Here is a 20317-nt window from a genome sequence, read left to right as displayed (position 1 = left end):
GCCATGGAGAAACTTGACCAAGCTTAACAGCACAAGCAGTTACTACTATAAATCCGTAGTATTGTAAAGCCATGTCATTAGTGTGTGCTTCGCAGTGGCTTATGATATTTCCGCTTGATATCTTATCTGAATATCCCAGTCTCATATGCAGTTGCGAGCCAACGGGTCTATTGTATCTGCCGAGTTGTGCTAGTACGGGAAGATCTCTATTTCCATCAGCCTTCGCCACATAGCCGTATCTGATGTCCAACTGTGAGAAGAAATTATCTACCGCACCCACAGCCGCAGTATCGCCATGTATAAAAAGGTGATCACCAAAATAGTCTTCGACTCGTCTAGGTCCCAGTCGGGGAGTCGGATAATGAGCTTGACGTAGCCTAGGTGCCTCTGGAATTCTCTATAGGAGTGGGAAACCAAGACAAAGAAGCGCCTCCTGCTCCTCCCGGTGCGTAGGTGGTCTGTCAGTAGCGAGTACCGCGGGGTAAAGGCGAGGGGGCGGTGGACCTCGTCTACTAGGTTGCGGAGGGGGCGGTGTAAAGTTTTTAGCTTACGTCCCGGCTTTGCTGTGGATGTAGTTAAGTAGGCCGGGCTTTCAAGACCCCTTGCCTAAAACAGACGATCCCCCCGGCTTGTGTCTAGACGGAGGGTACTCCCCTGGCCGCTGTCCCACTCGCTCCTCGTACGCCTCGCGTGGTGGTAGGCAAACGGTTTTATATATCCTTGCTCCTTAAGCCGTGGCGTCTGAGTATCTAAGGGGCACGTTTCTCCAGCCTATTGACAGGAGGAGGCTGGGGGCGGCGAGGCAGTTTGTAAAACTTGTAGATGGAAAGTTTGGGCATCGGCTGGAGCTGGACGAAGGCCAGCTTTATATCAAAATTACGCCGGGCCCCGAGGCCTCTGTGGACGGCGTTCTCAAGATCAGAGAGATGGCGAGGGCGGTGGCCCTCGGCTTCTCGCCTGAAGAAGCCATGGCGCTGGAAAACGACGAGTATGTCCTGGCGGTGGTCGACCTCAAGGAATATACAGACAAGCCGAATCATTTGAGGCGGATAAAGGGGAGGATAATCGGCGAGGGGGGGAGGGCGAAGAGGACAATAGAGAGCCTGGCTGAGGTCTCTATGGTGGTTGGGGACAGCTACGTCGCTATACTGGGCAGGCTAGACGACGTGGAGGTGGCAAGGAGGGCTGTGGAGATGTTGATCGAGGGGAAGAAACACAGCACCGTCTATAAATTTATCCAGAGCTTGAAAAGGCGTTAAGAGGCGGCGGCCGCCTCGGCGGCTACCTCTTTCACCGCCACCTCCTCCTCTTCAGGTGGGTACTTCAGCACCTTTATCTTGGCCACCTCCACCTTCCTCATTGGCGCTATCTTCTTCGCGGCTAGGAAGAGGTCGGCGGCCAGGGTGCCCTCAGTTACCTCCTTTAGGAACTGACCTACGTCCATCTCGGCCGCCTTCTTTGCCAGCGTCTCCACTATCCTCTTCCTCATTGCCGACTTCTGGGCTGTGCCTACGCGGTGGGTTGTTATCCCCATGACGGTCACCTTCATAACCATCCCATCTTTCGTCCTCACATTGGTGATTGCGGTCACCTTACTCGTGCCTCTCCTCACCAGCGATCTGATGTAGTCCCTCGTCAGCTCCAGCCCCTTAAACCGCGTAAGGGCTCTCAACCCCTCGACTCTGTGTATCTGGAACCTCAGCTTGATGGGGAGGTGGGAGATGTCCTTGGTTACGTCGTAAAGAGAGATTTCGAGCGTCCTCATTAACAACTTCTGGGGCTCCGACGCGGGCACCTCGGCGACGAGCACCCCGCCCATGTACGAGGGGGCGTGGACGTTGAACCACTTCTTTAAGGCCCAGGGATCTCTCTTAGAGATGGCGGCCTTCTCCTGCTTGGCGACTGCCTTCTGCTTCTCGGCCATTGAATGGGGCTGTATGGTGCGTATTATAAATTTTACCACCCACAGCCGCGGATAGCCGCGGCAAATTATATAATAGTGAATATTTTACCACTCCATGGACGAGACTGACCGTAAATTGATAAGTCTCCTCCAGATCGACGGCAAAAAAACTTTACAGGAGCTCAGTGAGGAGATTGGAAAGCCCAAAACCACGCTGGCCGCCCGTATAAAGAAGCTAGAGCTTGAGGGGGTCATCATGGGCTACAAGGCTGTGGTGAACCCCTTTGCTCTTGGATATAAACTACTGGCTTTTGTACTTGTAAGCGTCAGGAGGGGGGCCGCGCCGAAGGAGGCGAAGCCTCTACAGCTGGAGGTTGCCGAGAAGGTGCTGTCGGAGTGCAGAGGCGAGGGGGGCATGCCCTACGTCGAGGAGGCGTATATAATCACGGGCCCCTACGACCTCCTGTTTAAGGTGTGGTCCCGCGACGTGAAGCAACTCTCCACCTTCCTCGTCACCTACCTAGCCTCAAACCCAGACATCCAGAGGACAGAGACTTTGATAGTTTTGGAAATTGTGGAGGACTGGAGGAGGCGGGTGATGCCACCTGCCTCTACGAGCTAAAGTGAAAGTTTATAAAGGATCTCAACCCACCTAGTCGTGAGCAGGAGGCGCAAGATGTACTACTACGAGGAGGCCCCCATAGGCCCCATAAGCAGAACGCCCGCCGAGACGAAGGTTTTCAAATACGTCGACTGCTCAGTGGTGGAGAAGAGCCCCACTTCTCTCACAGCGATGTGCAAGCCCAACACCTTGATCAAGGTGTATAAGGGTGAGGGGGAGGGGGGAGAGTACGTGGTTGAGTTTACAGACACCGACACGGGCCTCACCGAGAAACACCGCGTCGACCTGTCGGCGGCGGTTGTTGTGAGAAGGTACTTAGAGTCTCGGAGTAGGTAAAATTTAAAATAGTGTCGAAAGGTGTAGATTATGGAAGCGGTGGTATTTCTAAATGTAGACATAGGGGCCGAGGACAGAATTATTGAAGAGCTGGCGGCTATTCCCGAGGTAAAAGCTGTGTACTTCGTCTATGGGCCCTACGACATAGTTGTAAAAATCGACGCCCCGGACATCGAGAGGATTAGAACTATTGTAAGAGACAAGGTGAGGAAGATAGAGGGGATTAGATCCACAACCACGTTGGTGGTGGCTAAATCCCACGTCAAGGCCACGCCGCCCCACTCGTAGTGTGCAGACTATACATCTCTAAGGGGCCTATCGACCTGTCCAGCGCCTTGAAGCTGGCGGCAAGGCACGACCCCTACATGCCCAGCGAGAGGAAGCAACATGGAGACGGCTGGGGCTTCGTCGCCGCGTCGCCCCACGGCTTTGTATACTATAAATCTGGCCTGCCCGCCTGGGAGGACCCCACGGTGGTGCCTATGAGAGATGTGGTTCTGGCCCACGCCAGGGCGGCCTCCCCGGGGGAGCCCAGGGGGCCGGAGCACTCCCATCCATACATGGCGCATCTGGGCGACGGCAGAATTATATTTGTGGCGCACAACGGGTCGGTAGACAAGCACGCCCTTAGCGCCAAGGTGGGTTTAAACCCCAGCTACTCCACCGACAGCTTCGTGCTCACACAGTTCCTAGCCAGGTACTGGGACGATCCGAGGAGGGCTGTTGAGGAGGCGACGTACTACGTAAAGACCGCGCTTAACTTAGCGGTTTTGGAATACCCAACGCTCAGAGCCTACGTCTATACGTTTTACCGGGGCCTCCGTGAGTACTACGCCATGTACGAAGTCAGGGCCGGAGGCGCAAGGGCCGTGGTCTCCTCCACGCTTTTGAGACATCTCGACCACCAGAGCGTGGAGTTAGAAAACGGCACTTTCCTCACCTTCTAATACGTAAAAACCGGCGCTGTAGAGGACATCTATTATGTAGTCAAATAGCTTCGAGGGCGTCTGGGGCTTCACCACCTCGGCCTCGCCTCCCTTTACAAATATCACTCCGTGTCTCATAGGCCGCATCTCCGGCGGCCTCTGGCCCTCGACTACGAGGACTATGTTTCTGGCTCTTTTCCACAGGCGGCGTGAGTATGACAGCCAGGGGCACAGCACGACGACGCCGCTTTTCTCAGCAGAGCCGTCAAGCGATATGTAATGCGCGCCGCATCTATACTCGCTAGAGAACTCATATTCGCCGTGTAGCGACAGCGCCCTGGCCAAGGCGTCTGCCCGGCGCTTCTTTAACTGTAGCAAGACGTCTAAAACCTCTTCGGGGGAGTACGCGGGGTTTATAACTAGGCCGATCTCCGCCTTGTACACAGCCGCCCTTCCTATTCTCAACTCGCCCGGCGCCGGCCCGTAGAAAGTTCTGTGGAGATCTTCATCAAGCTCTCCTGTGAGCAACCCTTCGAAAAACGCCATCAACGCCAGGTCTCGCGAATGCGCCTCCAGCTCGCTCCATAGATCTGCCACCTGCGCGCCTCCACTCTGCATTAGCTCCAGAATAAGCCTGGCTAGATAGGGCGGGGTGGATACAACTTCGTTGCTGAAATGCATCACGAGCCCCCACCTGAGTAGCGCATCCACCGCCTGAGGTCTTCCCAGCAACTCCATTCCCAGTCTGAGCTCTTGCTCTACTGAGAAGTTTCTCCCGTATTTAGCGTATAGGGAGGCGGTCTCAAGGTCGTCTATCCTCGACGACACGAGCTCCACCAGCTCGGCGGCGTGGTCCTCCGCCGCCTTGACGTCCTCCTCAGCGGCGCCGCTTGAGGCCTCCCACAGCTGTTGCCAGCGGTCTCCATACCTCAGCTGAAAATCTCTAACGGCCACGTCCTCGTCTCCGCTGAACACAGCCCGCTGGTACCGCGCCTCCACGAGCAAAATGTCCACGTAGCCACCATGCCAAGTATTTAAATCAAAGCTGTCCCCATCTGTGTGAAGGGCTTCAAGGCGCTTACGCCAATCGCCGAGGCCCAGAGAGTTATAATCAACGCGGTGGCGCACAAACCCGCGGCGGGGAGAGTGCCGACGCCCCAGTCCGTGGGTCTCTACGCCGCTGAAGACGTAGTGGCGCCCGTCGACGTGCCGCCGTTCGACCGTGCGGCTTTTGACGGCTACGCCGTGAGGTCAGCCGACACCCTGGGGGCCTCCCGTACAAACCCCATCACCCTGAAAAAGACGGGCAAGGTAGTCACGGGCGGGGAGTACCAAGGCGCGTTGGGACCTGGCGAGGCGGTGGAGATAGCCACCGGGGCGCCTCTGCCCAGAGGCGCAGACGCCGTCGTGCCCTACGAAGAGGCGGCGGATAGGGGGGATTACATCGAGGTCTACAGACCGGTCCCCCAGTACTACTACGTGTCGAGGAGGGGGGAGGACGTGGCGGCTGGCGAGGTGGTGTTGAAAAGAGGGAGGAGGATCAAGCCGTGGGACGTCGGCGTCTTGGCGTCGCTGGGGATACGGGAGGTCTCGGTGTATAGGGTGAGGGCCGCCTTGATTTCCACCGGTAGCGAGCTGGTGGAGCTTGAGGAGGCCCCGCCGCCCCCGGGGAGGATAATCAACAGCACTAGGCACGTCATCACGGCGCTTTTGAGAGATATGGGCGTCGAGGTTTCCTACATGGGTATTGTGCCAGACGACGAGGAGAAGATCCACAGCGCCGTGTCGAAAGCCTTGCCAAGCCACGACATAGTGATCACCACGGGCGGAGTCTCGGTGGGGGAGCCGGACTACGTGGTCAAGGCCGTGGCCCGCCTCAAGCCGGAGGTCTTAATCCACGGGATAGCCGCGAGGCCCGGGAGGCCCAACAGCGCCGCCGTCGTGAACGGGAAGCCTGTCGTGATGCTGTCGGGCTTCCCCGTGGCGTCTATAGTTGGGTTTGAGGTTTTTGTAAAACCTGTAATCCTGCACATGGTGGGGGCTAGGGAGGAGCCGGCGCCGGTAGTCAAGGCCACGCTCACCAGGCGGGTGACCACGCCGATAAATGTGAGGAGCTTCGTACGTGTCAGAGTAGTGAGGCGGGGCGGGAGGCTGTACGCAGAGCCGCTGGCGGTGACCGGCAGCGGCGTTTTGTCGACGCTGACAAGGGGCAACGGGCTGTTGATTATTCCAGAAAACCGCGAGGGCTACGACGAGGGGGAGGAGGTGGAGGTGGTGCTACTGGGTCCTGTGGAGGGCTAGCCCTCCCACTTAATCCTCCCCGACATCTCATACCTCTGGTAGCCCCTCGGAAGCTCCCTCAGCGCCTCCTCCACAATCTCCAGCGCCTTGTCCAGCGCCTCCCTCCTAGCCACTAAGTCGTACTCCTCCCAGCCAACCGGTATGAAGTCTAGGCCGTAGAGCTCCGCGGCGTACCTAACGCCGAGCCCAACGTCCGCCCTTCCCTGGGCCACCGCGGCGGCCACCGCCGTGTGGGTCCTCACTTCGTATGTGTAGCCCCTTATGCGCCTGGTCAGCTCCTCAAAAGACGTGCCGAGCCTCTCCGCGAGCTTCGCAAGCTGTATGTCGAGCAGAGCCCTCGTGCCCGTACCCCTCGGCCGGTTTACATACACCACGTCTTCCCTCAGCAGATCTTCGACGCCCCTAACCCCCTTGGGGTTGCCCCTCTGCACAATTAGCCCCTGTTCCCTCTTGTAGAGACCTATCACCACGGCGTTTTTAATCCCCAGCCTCTGTACAAACGGAACGTTGTAAATGCCTGTCTCAGTGTCCAGCATGTGGCTACCCGCCATGTCGGCCTCCCCCCTCCTCAGCGCCATAAGCCCCCCCACGGACCCCACGTAGACAGTCTTGACGTTGCGCCTCGCCAGCACGGCGTCTAGATGGGGGTCGTGGCTCCCGATGAAGTAGAGCTCCGCTGGTTTGTACTTCTCGAAGAGAAACACCTCCACCTCCTCCCCCTCGGTCATAAACTCCACGTTCTCCGGTATTACGATGTAGCCGTCGGCCCTCGCCAGCACGGAAATGGCGCCGGACTCCGCGTACAGCGGATACGCCCTGTACCCGCCGGCTCTGGCTATAAGCACCACTGGATACAGGGCGCGCCTCCCCTTCGCCCCCTCGACGCCGTAGGCGAGCCTCGCCCGGTACGTGGCAGGAGACGCGGGCTCTAGACACTGCAGCCTCAAGAGGAACGGCCTAACAACGGTATGGAATATCATCAAGGCGGAGGAGGGGTACCCCGGCAGACCCACCACCACCTTCCCGCCCACAGCCGCCGCTAGGGTGGGCTTCCCGGGGCGCACCATCACGCCGTGGAACAAGACGTCGCCCAGCTCCCCCAGCACTCTATACGTCAAATCTGCGACCCCCGCCGACGTCCCCCCGCTGATTAAGACAACGTCCGTCTCCGAGAGAGCGCGGGTGATCGCCTCTCTGTAGCTAGCCTCCTCGTCTCTCACTATGCCGTACAGCACCGGCACCCCCCCGGCCTCCGCCACGGCGGCGGCGAGGGAGTAGCTATTGACGTCGTACAGCTTGCCAGGGCCGAGCTCCGACCCCGGCGGCTCCAGCTCGTTGCCCGTAGAAATTATGCCAACCCTAGGCCTCTTCACCACGGGCACCCGCCTAATCCCCAGCGCCGCCAGTACGCCCACCTCCCTAGCGGTGAGCCTGGCGCACCTCCTCAACACCACCTCACCCGCCGATATGTCAGACCCAGCGCTCATTACATTCTCCCCCGGGGCCGCGGAGCGGAATATCCTCACCACGCCGCCCCTCTCCTGGGTGTACTCCACCATAACCACCGCGTTGGCCCCCCTGGGCAGAGGCGCCCCCGTGGCCACCTCATACGCCTCGCCACCCCTGACCTCGCCCTCCGGCCAGCCCCCCGCGTCCACCCTCCCGACCAGCTTTAAATCCACCGGCGTCAGCTCAGAGGCGCCGTATGTGGACTCCGCCACCACCGCGTAGCCGTCTACAGTAGAGCGGTCAAACGGAGGGACGTCCACCGGCGCCACGACGTCGCGCGCCAGGACTCTGCCATAGGCCTGGGATATGTCCACCTCCTCTTCGCCAAGCGGCTTAGCGAATTTGTACAGCACCTCAGACGCTTGTTCCAGAGTCACCAAGTCGTGAAAAATTACTCTCTTCGTCACTGCCTAACAGCGTTGCCAAGCTCCCTCTCAAGCAGAGCCGCGAGGCCGTCCTCCAGATACCGCCTCACCTTCTCCTCCACGGACGGCGGGATTTTCTCAAAAGCCGCGCCTTTGCAATCCACATAGGCAAACTTCACCGCGACCTGGAAGCCCTCCTCTCTAAACTTCATCTTCAGGAAGCCGAACAGCCAGTCCTCGCCGACCCTCAACCTAATAATCCTAACCCCCCTCCTCAACCCCCCCAGCCTCCCCAAGGCCTTCCTCTTCGCAATCTTCTCCGCCGTCTGTTCATCTACACAAGACATGGCTATATACACTTAAAGGTTTTAAAAACTGTCCCAGAGAGTGAAGAGAGTCCCCGTTTCCGAAAGGTGACGAATTCACGTACCGGCGGAAAAGTTTTTAATCCGGTTCTCAAAACCGGGTCATGATCCCCCTCTTCGACCCAGTGGCGCTGGGTCTATACGTACTGGGGTACATCGCCATGTTTATAGTGGCCGCCACCGTGGCGCCTAAGCTCGCCAGCTCCGTATCCGGCCGCCTAACTCTATTCGGCGCCATGGCGCTGACAGCTGTCCTAATTATCCTCACCACAGCCTTCGTGATCTACCTAATCGCGATAGTGGCCTTGCCGAGCCTAGGCGCCTACGGCGTGGGCTTCTTCATGGGCCTCATATTCTTCGTCGTTCTCATGAACCTGTTGACGTACCTGGCGTCGCCCTTTATGATAAACGCCGCCTACGGCGCGAGGCCGGATCCCCGCCTCCAGCAGATAGTTGACGAGGTGGCGGCGAGGCTCGGCGCGCCGTTTAAAATAAAGGCCGTGGTGGTTGACGGCCCCCCAAACGCCTTCGCCTACGGCAACTTCCTATCGGGCAGACACGTGGCGGTGACTAGCAGCATGCTGGCCATCACCGACAGGAGGGAGCTGGAGGCCGTCGTCGGCCACGAAATTGGCCACCACCTACACAGAGACAACGCGATTATGCTCCTCTTCGGCGTCCTGCCGTCAATCCTCTACTACCTAGGCGTCACCTCTGTACGCATGGCGATGGCCTCCTCCGGCAGTAGGAACAACAACGCGGCGGCCCTCGCCGCCGTCGGGGTTCTGGCCGTCGTCGTGTCCTTCCTGGTGCAGTTGCTGGTATTGGCCTTTAGCAGGTTGAGGGAGTACTACGCAGACACCGCAGGCGCCAAGGCGGCGGGTAAGGAGGCTATGCAGTTCGCCCTAGCCAAGATCCACAAGTTCTACTTCTCCAACCCGGAGGCCCACGAGGCGGTGAGGGGCGAGAAGTTTAGGGCGTTGTTTATCTACGCCCTGGTAAACGCCGTGGCGAACCCATTTGTGACGGTGACCAGATCCGACGTAGAGGCGATAAAGAGGTCTAGCTACTCCGTTTTTGAGGAGGTTTTCGCAACCCACCCGCCAATCCCGAAGCGGCTCAAGTTCCTAGACGAGCTCCAGCTTTAAAAATACAAACCGCTTTTTCCCTCGTGAGGAAGATTGTTTTAACACCCACCTACGACAGCTACGGCGACGTGGAGATCTTGTCAAATTTCCTAGTGGCGCTTGGAGGAGTGTACAACGTGTATAGAGAGGGGAGGAATATAGTTATTGAGCTCGCCGACGGGCAGTCGCCGGCTGAGGTGGTGAGGACTGTGTTGGATATGGGGCACGAGCTGGCCCTGCCCGTGTACGTCTTCACGGCGAAGAAAGGCCTAGACGACAGAGTGGTGGTTAGGAGGCTGGAGGAGCACCCCTTGATAGTAGCCGCTGAGTACTATCCGCGTTCTGGGAGGGGCGCAGTGGTGGCTGTGCCAGGCGCCTCGAGGGAGGGGGTGGAGGCGGCGCTCAGATCTGCGGTAGACGGCGCCGTGGTGGAGTCGGCCTCGATCCAGCCTATTAGAAAATCTTTCGGTTAAATTGCCTGTTAGGCTTTTAAAAACGGCTGTGGAGGTGCCTATGCCCACTCTATTTATTAAACCTGGGAGAGTTTTCGTGGCTCTGAGGGAGGAGGAGCTGGATCTGGTTGAGGAGGGGTGGGAGCCCGTGGCGAAGTTTAGAAGCCCGTCGCTGGCGCTGAGGGCCGCGCGTTGGTACGCCGACCGTTTTGAATACGTGCTGGAGTGGGGCTAGTAGACGAAGGCGAGCCCCCTCTTGATAAATCTCTGCAGAACTACGTAGAGGGCGACGGGCGGTACGGCGTACAGAAGGGCGGCCGCGGCGAAGCGGTTCCACTGGACGGAGTACACGTTAGACATGAGGGAGTATATCCAGAGTATTAACGTCCTGTTTTCACCAGAGAGGAAGAGGTTGGCTAGTATCAACTCTCCCCACGCGCCGATGAAGGAAAGTATCGCAGACACGGCCAGGGCCGGCGCCATCAGGGGGAGCACCACCCTCGCCAGCAGAGTCCCGACGCCTGCGCCGTCTATCAACGCCGCCTCCTCGGCGGATCTGGGGATGGTGTCTATATAGGTTTTGAGCAACCACGTGTGGTAGGGCACGGCCCCGGCGGCGTAAATCGCCGCGAGCGCCAGGAGGTTGTTTCTAAGCCCGAGGGCGGAGACTATGGCAAATAGGGCTATCAACCCGGCGATCCCCAGCCCCCCGGCCATCTGTGTAAACACCACGTAAAAAGAGAGGAGGGGGTCCCGTCCCCTGAATCTGTACCGGCTGAAGGCGTAGGCCCCCGGCAGAGCAAGGGCGATGACCATGGCCACCGTGGAGAGGGACACGACTAGGCTGTTTGCCAGTCCTCTCCAGAACTCGGACTGTTGCAAAACCCATTGGAACGACTCTAACGTGGGGACGAAGTCGCCCCCCAGCCTGAAGTAGGGTAGCTTGTTCACCGAGAGGAGAATTATCTGGAGCACTGGGTAGAAGAGTAGCAGAGTGGCCGCGGCGGCGGCGAGGGTCTGGGCGGCGCTAGCTTTCATACATCCCCCTCATGAGGCCGGTTAGTCTAATCGCCAGGATCATAAACACAGAAATTATGAGAGCCGAGGTGGTCAAGACCGCGGCGGCGAGGCCGTATTCTCTGAAGGGGGAGCCGAATGCCCAGTAGAATCCATACGCAAGTACGAAGCGGTCGTAGAGCTGGATAAAGTTCCAGAGGTAGGCAACTAGAAAGAACTGTAGCGACGCGGCGGTTGTCATAACTGTGGCGTATATGAGAGGCCTCTTTATGAGGGGGAGGGTAATTCTCGAAAATATGGTCCATCTACCGGCCCCATCGATGTAGGCGGCCTCGTAGGCGGCTCTGGGCACGTTAGCCAAGGCGCCTATCACCACGGTCATTATAAAGGGGTAGGCGAGCCACGCCTCTATCACCACCATGGCCGCGTATGCGTAGTCCTTGTTTACAAACCAGTCAGGCGGCTTAGACACGCCGAGGTAGTACAGCCACTGGTTGACGACGCCGTAGGTTGGGTCGAAGACGTACCGCCAAGCCACCACGGAGAGGATAAGGGGCAGGGCCCAGGGCACTATTAACAAGGCGCGCATTAAGGACCTCCCCAACACTTTGTCGGAGGACATAAGCAACCCCACAAAAGTGCCCAGAGCCACCTTAGCAGGTACGGAGAGGACAACGAAGATCAGCGTCCACAAGACAGCCCCCAGGAAGCCGGCGGAGGCGGGGCCGGCGAATATCGAGGCGTAGTTCGACAGACCCACGTAGTCGGGTGGTTGCCTTGCCTGTCTCAGCTCCTCAGGCGCCCAGGGAGGGGGAGGGGGGAAGTTTCTGATGTTTGCATTAGTAAAGGAGATGTAGATGGAGTATACAATGGGCCATATATTAAAGAAGAGAAAAAGGAGGAGGCCCGGTATTATTAACAACTGTGGCCTCATTTAACAGAGGCCTCTCGCGCAGAGATCTTTCGCCGCGTCGTTAACCGCCTGCTGAATAGACTTCTGATCGGAGACAATGGCGTTTTGGATTACCAAATCCACAGCTCCCCAAACTGGTTGCATCTTTGGCGACACGGGCATGAGGTACACGTTTTTCACCGCCTCGTAGAAGCCCTGCACTATGGGATCCTGCACCTGTACGTCTTTCAGCACTGGGACGTAGCCTAGCTTATCAACGAGAATCTTGGCCACCTGCGGGTCTGAGGTGAACCACTTCATGAAGTCTATGGCCTCCCTAGACGCGTAGATTGTGACGTAGAACATCTTCAACCCTCCGTAGGGCCTCGGGACGTAGGTGCTGTTTACGGGGGGTAGCGGCGCCACAAATATGTCAAGCCCTTTCTGCTTCACCGCGCCGATGCTCCACGGCCCGTTTACCATGCACGGCGCCTGGCCGCTGAGGAATAGACTCACCTGTGTGTTGTAGTCGGTGGGGTTGGGCCCTACGTAGGGCATGATGTACGTCTTGAAGAAGACGAACCCGGCGATAGACTTGGGATTTGTCAGCCCCTGCTTTTCTGTCTTGTCGTCGAAGTAGTAGCCGTCGGCGCCGTGTATCCACGCAGAGATAAAGTAGGGATTTACAACGTACGCTATGCCGTAGCTCTGAGGCGGCTTGTTGTACTGCTACATTATCTTCAACAGGTCGGCGAAGGTTTTGGGAGGATCTGCCACCATCTTCTTGTTGCATATCAACGCCACCGTCTCCGCAGTGAACGGCAGGCCGTAGATGTGTCCCTTGTACTGCGGCATCGACAAGGCGAATTTCGGCAAGACGTCAGCGACCTCGCTATCCACCGGCTTCAACACGCCGGCCTCAACCATCAGCCCAATCCAGTCGTGAGCCCATATAAACAAGTCGAACTTCTCGCCTGTCGACATAGCGGCAAGAACCGCCGTCTGGAGATCAGGAGCCTTGTTTTCAAACACTACCTGGACGTTGGGATGGCTCTGCATATACATCGCCGCAATTTGTTTAAACACAGACTCCTCCTCTGGATTAAGCGCGTGCCAAATCCTCACAGTGACCTTCTGGGCTGGGGGTTGCGTAGTCGTGGGCGTCTGAGTTGGGGACGGAGCCGTGGTAGTCGCAGTGGTTGTAGCCGTGGGCGTCGTGGGGCTTGGCGTCGCTGTTGGCGTCTGGGTAGTGGTGGTTGTGGTAGGCGGTTGCTGGGTGGCTGTCGGCGTGGTCTGGGGGGGTGGGGAAGGTGTGGGAGGTGGGGTGGTTGTTGTGGTCTGGGGTTGTGAGACTATGTAGCCGAGAGCCGCGGCGATTATGATAACAACTGCCACTAGACCTATTAGGAGGTTTCTGTTCATATCTAAATAGATAATTGTAGTTTTTATAAATTATCTGCGTCTTAGTAAAATCCCAGCAGCGACGCCGGCGGCCAGGGCTACGGCCGCCATGGCCAGTGAAGTGGCCCAGTCAACCTCTTTCACAATCTGCCTCTCGGTGTTGGTGACTGTAGCCACCGCCGTGGTTGTCCGGGTTTCAATCCGCGTCTCAACTGTGGTTGAGACTTCACGTGTTGTCTGCGTGACGGTGACTGTGATGGTCGCCGTCTGTGTCTCCGGCGGCTTAGACGCGGAGACGTATGTACACACCACTGCCGGCTTACCTACGTAAGTCCCGTTTGGCAACCTGGCGACTTTGTACGACGTCAGCGCCTTGATCTGCTGGTCGGCCGTGTCCGCCAGCAGGTCGAAAACTCTAGGCGCCACGCCGGCCAGCACGGCGGCTGGGTCGGCGCCCCCCGCCGTCCACTCGTCGGCTAATACGCCGAAGTTTCTAATGTTGTCGGGGCCGTAGCCGTCCCACGAGGTGAGGAAAACTGTGAATTTCCAGTCTCTGCCGAAGTCGCCGACGTATTTCTTCGGCACGTCTGCCACAACGGTGTTGTTAGGCCCAGGTTTGATGGACATGGCGTCGTCTATGTAGGTGCCGTCGGGGTATACTATTCTATTGCCCCCGCTCCACCCCGGCCCTATTAACAGCGCCACGTCCCACGCCGCCTCTCTGCACAGCGCCACTCTGAGGCCCAGTGTGTCGTTTCTCTCGCCGCGGCCCTTGTTTATGTAGACGTGGAAGAACTGTAGCGAGAAGCCCGAGGGCCCGCCCCAGGGGTTGCCCCCCAGCTCCCTCACGCCGAATACAAACCTCAGCTTATCCCCCATGTCGTACACTGCGAACTCCGTTAAGTCGAAGACGCCGGGCTTAAACACTGGGTTCTTGGGGTACTGGTAGCGCCCCGTGCCGAAGTCGTCGCCCACGGGGTCCCGCGCCTTTATGAGCAGTTGTTGCGCCGCCTGGGCCTCGGGGACGCCCAGGAGGTACACCAGCCCCCCGTGCTCTACGTAGAGCCTACCGCCGGGCTTGGCGCCGATGAGACTTATCTGAGCCGCGCGGCCCACGGGGTAGAACCTCCCCCCGTCTGAGAGGTACACAGAGCCCGTGCAGGTGTCCACAGCCATGTCCGCCACTATGTCCAAAGGCTCGCCGCGGATGCCCCTCACAGCGCCTCTATAGATGTAGGGAGATCTAGGCACGTCGGGGTTGGATATGTAGAACACGCCGCATGGTCCCCCCTCCACCCATATATGCGTCGTGTTTACATATACCGTGGCTCCCTGATACGTCACAACTTTCCCCTCCCCCCTAGCCACGAGCTTATCCTCCCGGGGAGTGCCGGCTGGGTACGCGGAAGACAGAAGGTAAGGCGGGGGCTGTAGCCCGGCGCGCTGGTAGTACGCCTTCAGCGCCGACTTAGCCACGGGGTCGAAGGTGATGGGGGACCCCATGTCGTTGCCGTACCAAAACGGCCAGTCGCTGGCCTCGGCGACTAGAAGAGGAAAGAGCACAGACCACGTGCGGTTTATCCCGACGTCTTCACGCGCCTTTTTAACCCACATCCACCAGACGTTTTCGTCCGGGTCGCCAATCCACACCGCGAGACTACCCCCTCCCGACCACGAGCCCTCTGCTATCCTGCCCTTGACGCTTCGCGTCGGTAAGTCACGTATTGATTTGTAGAACGAGATGTCGAACCCAAGGTCGAAGTATTTAAACTCCCTGAGGGGGAGCTCCGCCGCCTTGTCCGCACACGCCTTTACAAAGTCACTTGGCTTCCATATCTTAACAGTGCCGTTTTTCTCCAGCTGAGACAAGCCTCTGAAGAAGTGTATAAGGAAGTCGTCTCCGAAATTGGGGTAGTTCTCCCAGGGGTTCTCCCCGTCAAGGGCCACGACCACCACGGAGCAGTCCCCCCTGGGGACTCGCCTCAGGTAGTTGACAAAATCAGCCAAGGCGGCCTCCGGCGTAAGCGACGAGTATCTAAAGCCTAGGTTGTCTGACAGCGTCTTGTCTCTAAAGAATATGTAGAGGCGGCGTCCGCCGTAGTCCACGTAGTATAGGCCAAAGTGGCTAGCGCCTGGCCACGTCGCCCTCAAGACGTCCTCGTCTGTCACGGTCCACGTGTAGTTATACTCGGCGAATAGCCTCAACACCTCGTCGTTGACGGCTTGCTCCGGCGGCCAGACGCCGAGCGGCTTAACCCCGAGATACCTCTGGAATAGCCCGTTGCTGAGGGCTATATGTATCTTCAAATCGTCGTGGGCTCCCATGTCGGCTAGCAACGGCATGAGGGGGTGGGAGTAGGGCACGGGCACGAGCTCGACGGCGCCCCGCCGCGCCAGCTCTCTGTACAGAGGAAGCACCTGCCTTATGAGTTCCCTATGCACCTCGAGGACTTTTTTGAGGTCGCCGCGTGTAAAAGAGGTTTTGTTCCTCATAGCCCATATGTCGGGATACCTCCTCGCTATGCTGGGGTCTATCCACAGGAGGTTAAACAACGTGGCGAGGTCTAGAAGGTCTTGGTCGCTGAATTTAGAGACGATGCAGGTTACGTTTTCCGGGGGGCATTTGCTAAAGGCGTCGTTTCTCATCCCAAGCAACACGGCGTACCGTGGATGGCTGTAGAGAATATTCTGCCAATTGATGTCGAAGAAGCCGCCTGGCACCTTCAGCATCGCGTACTTCTCCTCCGGAGTCAAGGGCTCCCCTCTGGCTAGTTTTTCAGATATGCGGTATCTAAAATCTGTATATGTGCCGTTGGCGTACCAGTTTAACTGCTCTATTAAGCTACCCGACAAGGTGAAGGCGACGGGGACCCCACTTTCGTTTATCAACAGGGGGACCTTTAGATAGTTGCCGACGGCGTGCATCCTAACCCACGGCAGTATAAGTTCGTTTTTGTCGAAATCTATATACCAGGGCTGGTGGTTGTGGAAGATGAAGACGAGGTTTACGGGCTGGGCGGATAGGAGTACAGCTAAGAAGAGGATGTAGAAAACCCTCCTCATACATCTCTCTATCTACATCTTTATATACGTGGAGTACCTATGCCAGATGGCGGTGCTTGTCGTCTTCGCGGGCGGCCGCTCTGTTAGATTTGGACGGGATAAGTGCACCCACCACATAGGAGGGAAGCGGCTGATCGACTACGTGATAGAGGCTGGTTTGGGCGTGGCTAGGCGCGTCGTGATTGCGGCGGGGCAGAACGCCGCGCTGTACCAAGGCGAGGACGTGCTTCTAGACAGCCAGCGCTTCTCGGGGCCGCTCGCGGCGGTGGACGCCGCAGTGCACTCCGTAGACGATGTACTACTGTTTGCGCCCTGCGACGCCCCGTATCTAAAGGCTAGGGTGTTTGAAGCCCTCCTAGACGCCGAGGCTCCGCTAGCCGCCTGGGTTTTTCCCAACGGGAGGGTGGAGTCGACAATTTTCAAAGCTCAGCCAGCTCCGGCGAGGGGCGCGCTTGATTTCCTAAGCCGTTTTAGGAGGGGCAGAGTTGACGACTTGTTTAGAATTGTCCCAACAGCGTTCCTCTCAATGGAGAGGCGCGGCGTAGATCCAAGCTGGTTTATCAACATAAACAGACCCGGCGACTTGGAAAGGAGATTTGTAGAAATTAGGCAGAGGATCTTCGTCGAGGACTATGTGCTTCGCTGGCCCCAGCCTCCGCTTGTGAAGTGGCTGGAGGCGGGGGACGTGGAGGCGCTGAGAGAAGAGTTTTTGAAGTATGTAGAGGCCGGTCTTCTCTCGATGGCGGCGCATGTGGCGAAGGACCTCGCCGCCGCGGCGAGGGGCTACGGCGTGCTCGCCGAGGCTATATACGACGCCGTTGATATAGATAAGGCGCGCTAGGAGTAGACCGTAACTTTTAACGTACTTAGAGGATAATTGTAAGCTGTATTACCGCGGCTTTTTATACCTGTATACGTACACGTACATGTACCGGGTCTATCTAAACCCCAAAGAGGAGAGGGTCCTCGTCTCAAAAATCAAGGTTGTGGGAGAGGGGTGGGTGCTGATCGCCAAACACACAAACTGGGAAAAGGCCTATAGAAAAGCTGTGTACATAGCCAACAAACTCGACTACATACTGGAGTGGTTTCTAGAAGATCAAGTAGAGCAGGCGCTTCAAGTTTTTAAAAACTAGACAACTCCCCCAGCGTGAGGGCGGCCTTAGTCTTATCGTTGCTGGCTTTTCTAGCTCTATCGGCCACGCCCTACGTTGACCGCGCCGTGGTTTCGCTAAAACAGTGCCTCTGTATGGCGCCTCAGTGGCTGTACCTAGACGTGTGGATTCACGTAGAGGCAGGGGGAGGCGCGCCAGCCGAGGGGGTGCTCTACTGGTTTGACAACGGGTGGAGGGGGTACTGCCGCCTGGGCAACGGGGTGGATATCTACAACACATGTTCCATCCCATACGCCTCCCGGGGCATCGCCATCGCGCTTGTTCAAGACGGGCGGGAAGTCGATAGAATAGAGATCTGGGGCGTCAAGGTGGAAAACGCCACCTGCACGGCGGCCCCCGCGCTGAATATACTCAACAGAACCACCTCCTCCTCGCCGCCGCTTGCCGTGGTCACGCTTAGATCTACCATGCTCAGCTCTGTAGGCGCCGTATTTCAAAGCCAGAACTACACAGCCACCAGATTGATTTCGGTAAGGGGGCTCAACCCGTGCGACGACTATGTAATAAAGCTCTTTTTCTACATGCCGGAGGCCTCTCCATGGCGGATACACCTCGCCGGAAACATCTCATCCCCGCCCCTCACAGTGACGAAGACTGTGACAGCGACACGCACAGAGACTGAGATCGTTACCTCAACGGTAACAACCACCGTCACCCAGAGAGAAACCGCAACCACTAGGGAAACTGTTACAAGAGTTGAAACTGTCACCTTGACGCTGACCTACACAACAACTGAGCTGAGCGTTGTCCGGGAAATCGATTCGAGGAGTGTGGCCCTGGCGTTTCTGGGGGTGGTTTTTCTAGGCGCCGCCTTGATAATTTTAATAATTGGTGGCAGAAGGAAGTGATGTATAGGAGGTTCTCCGAGCGGCGGATACTGACGCCCGGCCCCACCGAGTTGCCCCAGAGCGTAAAAGCTGCATTGGTGAGAGAAACCACAAACCCCGACCTGGACCCCAGATTCTTCCAGGAGTATAGGGAGGTGGTGGAGATGCTGAGGCCTATCCTCGGGGCGTGGCGCTCCCGTGTATATGTGTGGGTTGGGGAGGCGATGCTCGGCCTCGAGGCGGCTGTGGCCAACGCCGTGAGGCCAGGAGCCAAGGTGCTGGTGGTGGACAACGGCGTCTACGGCGCGGGGTTCGCCGACCTCGTACGGATGTACGGCGGCGTGCCCGTAACGCCGGGGTTTAACTGGAGGAGGGGCGCCGACCCGGCCGCCGTCGAGAGGGTTTTGGAGAGGGAGAGGGATGTGGAGGTTGTGACTCTGGTCCACTGCGACACGCCCTCCACCGTGTACAACGATCTGAGGGAGATCGCCAAGGTGGTGTCGAGCCACGGCGCCCTGCTCATAGTCGACGCGGTGTCCTCCATTGCGGCCGACGAGATAAAGATGGACGAGTGGGGCGTGGACGTGCTTATCGGCGGCTCTCAGAAGGCTCTCAACGCGCCGCCTGGGCTCACCATACTGGCGGTGAGCAAGAAGGCTTTTGAGAAGGCCGGGGAGGTTGGCCGCCAGTCCTTCTACATGAGCTACCGCGTCTGGGACGACTGGCTTGAAAAAGGCGGCTTCCCCTACACCATGTCAGACGTGTTGCTGTACGCGCTGAGGGAGAGCCTCCGCAGGATACATGAAGAGGGGCTGGCCTCTGTCTACCAGCGCCACAGAGCCGCCAGAGAGGCGGCTAGGAGGGGGGTGGAGGCGCTTGGCTTGGAGCCCTACGTGGAGCGTGTAGAGTGCAACTGCCCGACGGCCACGGCCTTCAAGACGCCGGTGCCCGCCCCCCGCCTCCGTAGACATATATGGGAGAAATACGGCGTCCTCCTCGCCGGGAGCTGGGGCCAGCTGGAGGGCGACGTGATGCGCATAGGCCACATGGGCATCCAGGCCTCGGCTGACCAGGTGGCGACGGCCGTGGCGGTGCTAGGCGCCGCGTTGCAGGATATGGGCATCGCCGCCAACGTGGGAAAGGCCGTGGAGGCTGTGCTAGACGCCTTTAAGTAATGGAGAGAATCGCCGGCGTACACTTGAAGTGGTACCAGAGACATATTTCACACATGGCATCTGCGCTGGAGGCGGCTGAAGACGGCGATAGAAGATCTGCATGTTACCACGCCTACCAGGCGGTGACGGCCCTGCTAAGCGGCATACTAGGCCTAGACCCAGATACGCCGGGAGCTGTCATGAAGACTCTAAAATCTCTATTATTGAAAGTCTCAGAGGAGGTTCCACAAGACGTCGAGAAGTGCGCAGACAGACTTGAAAAGGGGTACTTCGGCGAAGAGTCTGCATGTGTAGAATGCGCCGAGGCGATTACAGACTACCTACATCAATTTCTCAACCTACCCCACAATACATAACCGCCGCCGGGGGTTGGCCCCAGGCAACCATAAACCCCTCACAACCTAAGCCGACAGCTGAAACCCCGGAGATGTATAAGGCCCCCGGCGCTGGAGGTGCCGACTACCCCTAGATCCATCCTCTTGTTTTCATGGTTTTGTATATTCTCTCTAGGGCTGTGACTATCGCTGCGTCTCTCATAGTCCACTGCTTCTCCCTCTCCCACCTCTGGTATACCCGGTTGAAGTTGGTGGTCATTATAGACTCCAGCCTGCGTCTAGTCTCCTCCTCGTCCCATATATACCACTGGAGGTTCTCCACCCACTCCAAGTAGGACATCACCACCCCGCCGGCGTTGGCTAAGATGTCTGGCACCACCAAGACACCACGCTGGTACAAAACCCGCTCAGCCTCCGGCGTAGTGGGGCCATTAGCCCCCTCCACCACAACCCTAGCCTTAACACCACCCACATTATCCCCACGAATAACATTCTCAATAGCAGCAGGAATAAGCACGTCGGCCTC

General features: G+C 57.9%; 25 protein-coding genes and 1 pseudogene. 15 read left to right on the top strand and 11 right to left on the bottom strand.

The features are described from left to right. Both ACP5J3_RS02960 and ACP5J3_RS02955 read right to left on the bottom strand, forming a co-directional pair. On the bottom strand, nucleotides 1-280 hold a 280-nt coding region (locus ACP5J3_RS02960; RefSeq protein WP_428494292.1), incomplete at its 3' end, for a hypothetical protein. Beyond that, nucleotides 268-417, bottom strand: coding sequence for a hypothetical protein (locus tag ACP5J3_RS02955; RefSeq protein ID WP_428494291.1), 150 nt, complete (start codon nucleotides 415-417; stop codon nucleotides 268-270). The genes ACP5J3_RS02960 and ACP5J3_RS02955, both read right to left, overlap by 13 nt. A 28-nt stretch (nucleotides 418-445) precedes the next feature. Here ACP5J3_RS02955 and ACP5J3_RS02950 point away from each other — a divergent pair, with 28 nt between their 5' ends. Both ACP5J3_RS02950 and ACP5J3_RS02945 read left to right on the top strand, forming a co-directional pair. Continuing rightward, complete coding sequence (locus ACP5J3_RS02950; RefSeq protein ID WP_428494290.1) at nucleotides 446-583, top strand: hypothetical protein; 138 nt, start codon at nucleotides 446-448, stop codon at nucleotides 581-583. 151 nt (nucleotides 584-734) lie between these two features. Continuing rightward, nucleotides 735-1259 carry a KH domain-containing protein gene (locus tag ACP5J3_RS02945; RefSeq protein ID WP_428494289.1) on the top strand — a complete coding sequence of 175 codons (525 nt, stop codon included), beginning with the start codon at nucleotides 735-737 and terminating at the stop codon, nucleotides 1257-1259. Here ACP5J3_RS02945 and ACP5J3_RS02940 read toward each other — a convergent pair. Next, entirely contained in the window at nucleotides 1256-1924 is a 669-nt protein-coding gene (locus ACP5J3_RS02940; protein ID WP_428494288.1) for a 30S ribosomal protein S3ae, read from the bottom strand. The genes ACP5J3_RS02945 and ACP5J3_RS02940 overlap by 4 nt on opposite strands. Before the next feature lie 94 nt (nucleotides 1925-2018). On the opposite strand from ACP5J3_RS02940, the gene ACP5J3_RS02935 reads away from it, so the two are divergent. Genes ACP5J3_RS02935 through ACP5J3_RS02920 form a run of 4 tightly spaced genes read left to right on the top strand, consistent with a single transcriptional unit; the run spans nucleotide 2019 to nucleotide 3808 of the window. Next, on the top strand, nucleotides 2019-2525 hold the full coding sequence (locus tag ACP5J3_RS02935) for an Lrp/AsnC family transcriptional regulator (protein ID WP_428494287.1): 507 nt from the start codon (nucleotides 2019-2021) through the stop codon (nucleotides 2523-2525). Nucleotides 2526-2561: 36 nt separating this feature from the next. Further along, nucleotides 2562-2861 carry a hypothetical protein gene (locus tag ACP5J3_RS02930; RefSeq protein WP_014287910.1) on the top strand — a complete coding sequence of 100 codons (300 nt, stop codon included), beginning with the start codon at nucleotides 2562-2564 and terminating at the stop codon, nucleotides 2859-2861. 30 nt (nucleotides 2862-2891) lie between these two features. Next, on the top strand, nucleotides 2892-3149 hold the full coding sequence (locus tag ACP5J3_RS02925) for an Lrp/AsnC family transcriptional regulator (RefSeq protein WP_014287909.1): 258 nt from the start codon (nucleotides 2892-2894) through the stop codon (nucleotides 3147-3149). Continuing rightward, nucleotides 3149-3808, top strand: a complete 660-nt coding sequence (locus tag ACP5J3_RS02920; protein WP_428494286.1) for a class II glutamine amidotransferase — start codon at nucleotides 3149-3151, stop codon at nucleotides 3806-3808. Before ACP5J3_RS02925 ends, ACP5J3_RS02920 begins: the two co-directional genes overlap by 1 nt. Here the strand turns inward: ACP5J3_RS02920 and ACP5J3_RS02915 are convergent. Continuing rightward, a complete protein-coding gene (locus ACP5J3_RS02915; RefSeq protein WP_428494285.1) occupies nucleotides 3779-4801 on the bottom strand; it encodes a hypothetical protein in 1023 nt (340 codons plus the stop codon). The two genes, ACP5J3_RS02920 and ACP5J3_RS02915, sit on opposite strands and share 30 nt — an antisense overlap. A 45-nt stretch (nucleotides 4802-4846) precedes the next feature. Between ACP5J3_RS02915 and ACP5J3_RS02910 the strand changes: the two genes are divergently transcribed. Further along, nucleotides 4847-6088: a molybdopterin molybdotransferase MoeA gene (locus ACP5J3_RS02910; RefSeq protein ID WP_428494284.1), complete on the top strand. Its 1242-nt coding sequence runs from the start codon at nucleotides 4847-4849 to the stop codon at nucleotides 6086-6088. Here the strand turns inward: ACP5J3_RS02910 and ACP5J3_RS02905 are convergent. Both ACP5J3_RS02905 and ACP5J3_RS02900 read right to left on the bottom strand, forming a co-directional pair. After that, the gene (locus tag ACP5J3_RS02905) at nucleotides 6085-8004 is read right to left on the bottom strand and encodes a molybdopterin biosynthesis protein (protein WP_428494283.1); all 1920 of its coding nucleotides are present in this window, start codon (nucleotides 8002-8004) and stop codon (nucleotides 6085-6087) included. The genes ACP5J3_RS02910 and ACP5J3_RS02905 overlap by 4 nt on opposite strands. Then, complete coding sequence (locus ACP5J3_RS02900; protein WP_428494282.1) at nucleotides 8001-8309, bottom strand: hypothetical protein; 309 nt, start codon at nucleotides 8307-8309, stop codon at nucleotides 8001-8003. Before ACP5J3_RS02900 ends, ACP5J3_RS02905 begins: the two co-directional genes overlap by 4 nt. A 122-nt stretch (nucleotides 8310-8431) precedes the next feature. Here ACP5J3_RS02900 and ACP5J3_RS02895 point away from each other — a divergent pair, with 122 nt between their 5' ends. Genes ACP5J3_RS02895 through ACP5J3_RS02885 form a run of 3 tightly spaced genes read left to right on the top strand, consistent with a single transcriptional unit; the run spans nucleotide 8432 to nucleotide 10141 of the window. Then, nucleotides 8432-9475 (top strand): M48 family metalloprotease, encoded by a 1044-nt coding sequence (locus tag ACP5J3_RS02895; RefSeq protein WP_428494281.1) that lies wholly within the window; start codon nucleotides 8432-8434, stop codon nucleotides 9473-9475. A gap of 23 nt (nucleotides 9476-9498) precedes the next feature. Then, complete coding sequence (locus ACP5J3_RS02890) at nucleotides 9499-9927, top strand: hypothetical protein (protein ID WP_428494280.1); 429 nt, start codon at nucleotides 9499-9501, stop codon at nucleotides 9925-9927. Between the two features lie 40 nt (nucleotides 9928-9967). Further along, a complete protein-coding gene (locus ACP5J3_RS02885) occupies nucleotides 9968-10141 on the top strand; it encodes a hypothetical protein (RefSeq protein WP_263243021.1) in 174 nt (57 codons plus the stop codon). On the opposite strand, the gene ACP5J3_RS02880 is transcribed toward ACP5J3_RS02885, so the two are convergent. The 4 genes and pseudogenes from ACP5J3_RS02880 to ACP5J3_RS02865 form a co-directional block, all read right to left on the bottom strand. Further along, entirely contained in the window at nucleotides 10138-10944 is an 807-nt protein-coding gene (locus ACP5J3_RS02880) for an ABC transporter permease subunit (protein ID WP_428494279.1), read from the bottom strand. The two genes, ACP5J3_RS02885 and ACP5J3_RS02880, sit on opposite strands and share 4 nt — an antisense overlap. Beyond that, on the bottom strand, nucleotides 10934-11857 hold the full coding sequence (locus ACP5J3_RS02875) for a carbohydrate ABC transporter permease (protein WP_428494278.1): 924 nt from the start codon (nucleotides 11855-11857) through the stop codon (nucleotides 10934-10936). The genes ACP5J3_RS02880 and ACP5J3_RS02875 overlap by 11 nt, the downstream gene beginning before the upstream one ends. Further along, nucleotides 11858-13237, bottom strand: a pseudogene (locus tag ACP5J3_RS02870) (extracellular solute-binding protein). 30 nt (nucleotides 13238-13267) lie between these two features. After that, complete coding sequence (locus ACP5J3_RS02865; RefSeq protein WP_428494277.1) at nucleotides 13268-16279, bottom strand: glucodextranase DOMON-like domain-containing protein; 3012 nt, start codon at nucleotides 16277-16279, stop codon at nucleotides 13268-13270. 28 nt (nucleotides 16280-16307) lie between these two features. Here ACP5J3_RS02865 and mobA point away from each other — a divergent pair, with 28 nt between their 5' ends. The 5 genes from mobA to ACP5J3_RS02840 all read left to right on the top strand — a co-directional run bounded on the left by mobA (nucleotide 16308) and on the right by ACP5J3_RS02840 (nucleotide 19812). Next, complete coding sequence (gene mobA, locus ACP5J3_RS02860) at nucleotides 16308-17120, top strand: molybdenum cofactor guanylyltransferase (protein WP_428494276.1); 813 nt, start codon at nucleotides 16308-16310, stop codon at nucleotides 17118-17120. An 85-nt stretch (nucleotides 17121-17205) separates the two neighbouring features. Beyond that, complete coding sequence (locus tag ACP5J3_RS02855; protein WP_428494275.1) at nucleotides 17206-17415, top strand: hypothetical protein; 210 nt, start codon at nucleotides 17206-17208, stop codon at nucleotides 17413-17415. Between the two features lie 14 nt (nucleotides 17416-17429). Further along, nucleotides 17430-18302: a hypothetical protein gene (locus ACP5J3_RS02850; RefSeq protein ID WP_428494274.1), complete on the top strand. Its 873-nt coding sequence runs from the start codon at nucleotides 17430-17432 to the stop codon at nucleotides 18300-18302. Beyond that, on the top strand, nucleotides 18302-19456 hold the full coding sequence (locus ACP5J3_RS02845; RefSeq protein WP_428494273.1) for a pyridoxal-phosphate-dependent aminotransferase family protein: 1155 nt from the start codon (nucleotides 18302-18304) through the stop codon (nucleotides 19454-19456). Before ACP5J3_RS02850 ends, ACP5J3_RS02845 begins: the two co-directional genes overlap by 1 nt. Further along, entirely contained in the window at nucleotides 19456-19812 is a 357-nt protein-coding gene (locus ACP5J3_RS02840) for a HEPN domain-containing protein (protein ID WP_428494272.1), read from the top strand. Before ACP5J3_RS02845 ends, ACP5J3_RS02840 begins: the two co-directional genes overlap by 1 nt. Before the next feature lie 109 nt (nucleotides 19813-19921). On the opposite strand, the gene ACP5J3_RS02835 is transcribed toward ACP5J3_RS02840, so the two are convergent. Next, a partial coding sequence (locus ACP5J3_RS02835) for a Glu/Leu/Phe/Val family dehydrogenase (protein ID WP_428494271.1) occupies nucleotides 19922-20317 on the bottom strand: 396 nt, incomplete at its 5' end.

This window comes from Pyrobaculum sp. (assembly GCF_049971835.1).
Taxonomy (GTDB): Archaea; Thermoproteota; Thermoprotei; order Thermoproteales; family Thermoproteaceae; genus Pyrobaculum.
Note: the sequence above shows the minus strand (reverse complement) of the source record. Positions and strands in the feature narration are given on the sequence as shown.

Coding starts and splice junctions, on each gene's coding strand:
- ACP5J3_RS02940 (WP_428494288.1), bottom strand. CDS start 1,924: ATGGCCGAGAAGCAGAAGGCAGTCGCCAAGCAGGAGAAGGCCGCCATC.
- ACP5J3_RS02935 (WP_428494287.1), top strand. CDS start 2,019: ATGGACGAGACTGACCGTAAATTGATAAGTCTCCTCCAGATCGACGGC.
- ACP5J3_RS02925 (WP_014287909.1), top strand. CDS start 2,892: ATGGAAGCGGTGGTATTTCTAAATGTAGACATAGGGGCCGAGGACAGA.
- ACP5J3_RS02900 (WP_428494282.1), bottom strand. CDS start 8,309: ATGTCTTGTGTAGATGAACAGACGGCGGAGAAGATTGCGAAGAGGAAG.
- ACP5J3_RS02895 (WP_428494281.1), top strand. CDS start 8,432: ATGATCCCCCTCTTCGACCCAGTGGCGCTGGGTCTATACGTACTGGGG.
- ACP5J3_RS02885 (WP_263243021.1), top strand. CDS start 9,968: ATGCCCACTCTATTTATTAAACCTGGGAGAGTTTTCGTGGCTCTGAGG.
- ACP5J3_RS02880 (WP_428494279.1), bottom strand. CDS start 10,944: ATGAAAGCTAGCGCCGCCCAGACCCTCGCCGCCGCCGCGGCCACTCTG.
- ACP5J3_RS02875 (WP_428494278.1), bottom strand. CDS start 11,857: ATGAGGCCACAGTTGTTAATAATACCGGGCCTCCTCCTTTTTCTCTTC.
- ACP5J3_RS02865 (WP_428494277.1), bottom strand. CDS start 16,279: ATGAGGAGGGTTTTCTACATCCTCTTCTTAGCTGTACTCCTATCCGCC.
- ACP5J3_RS02855 (WP_428494275.1), top strand. CDS start 17,206: ATGTACCGGGTCTATCTAAACCCCAAAGAGGAGAGGGTCCTCGTCTCA.
- ACP5J3_RS02845 (WP_428494273.1), top strand. CDS start 18,302: ATGTATAGGAGGTTCTCCGAGCGGCGGATACTGACGCCCGGCCCCACC.
- ACP5J3_RS02840 (WP_428494272.1), top strand. CDS start 19,456: ATGGAGAGAATCGCCGGCGTACACTTGAAGTGGTACCAGAGACATATT.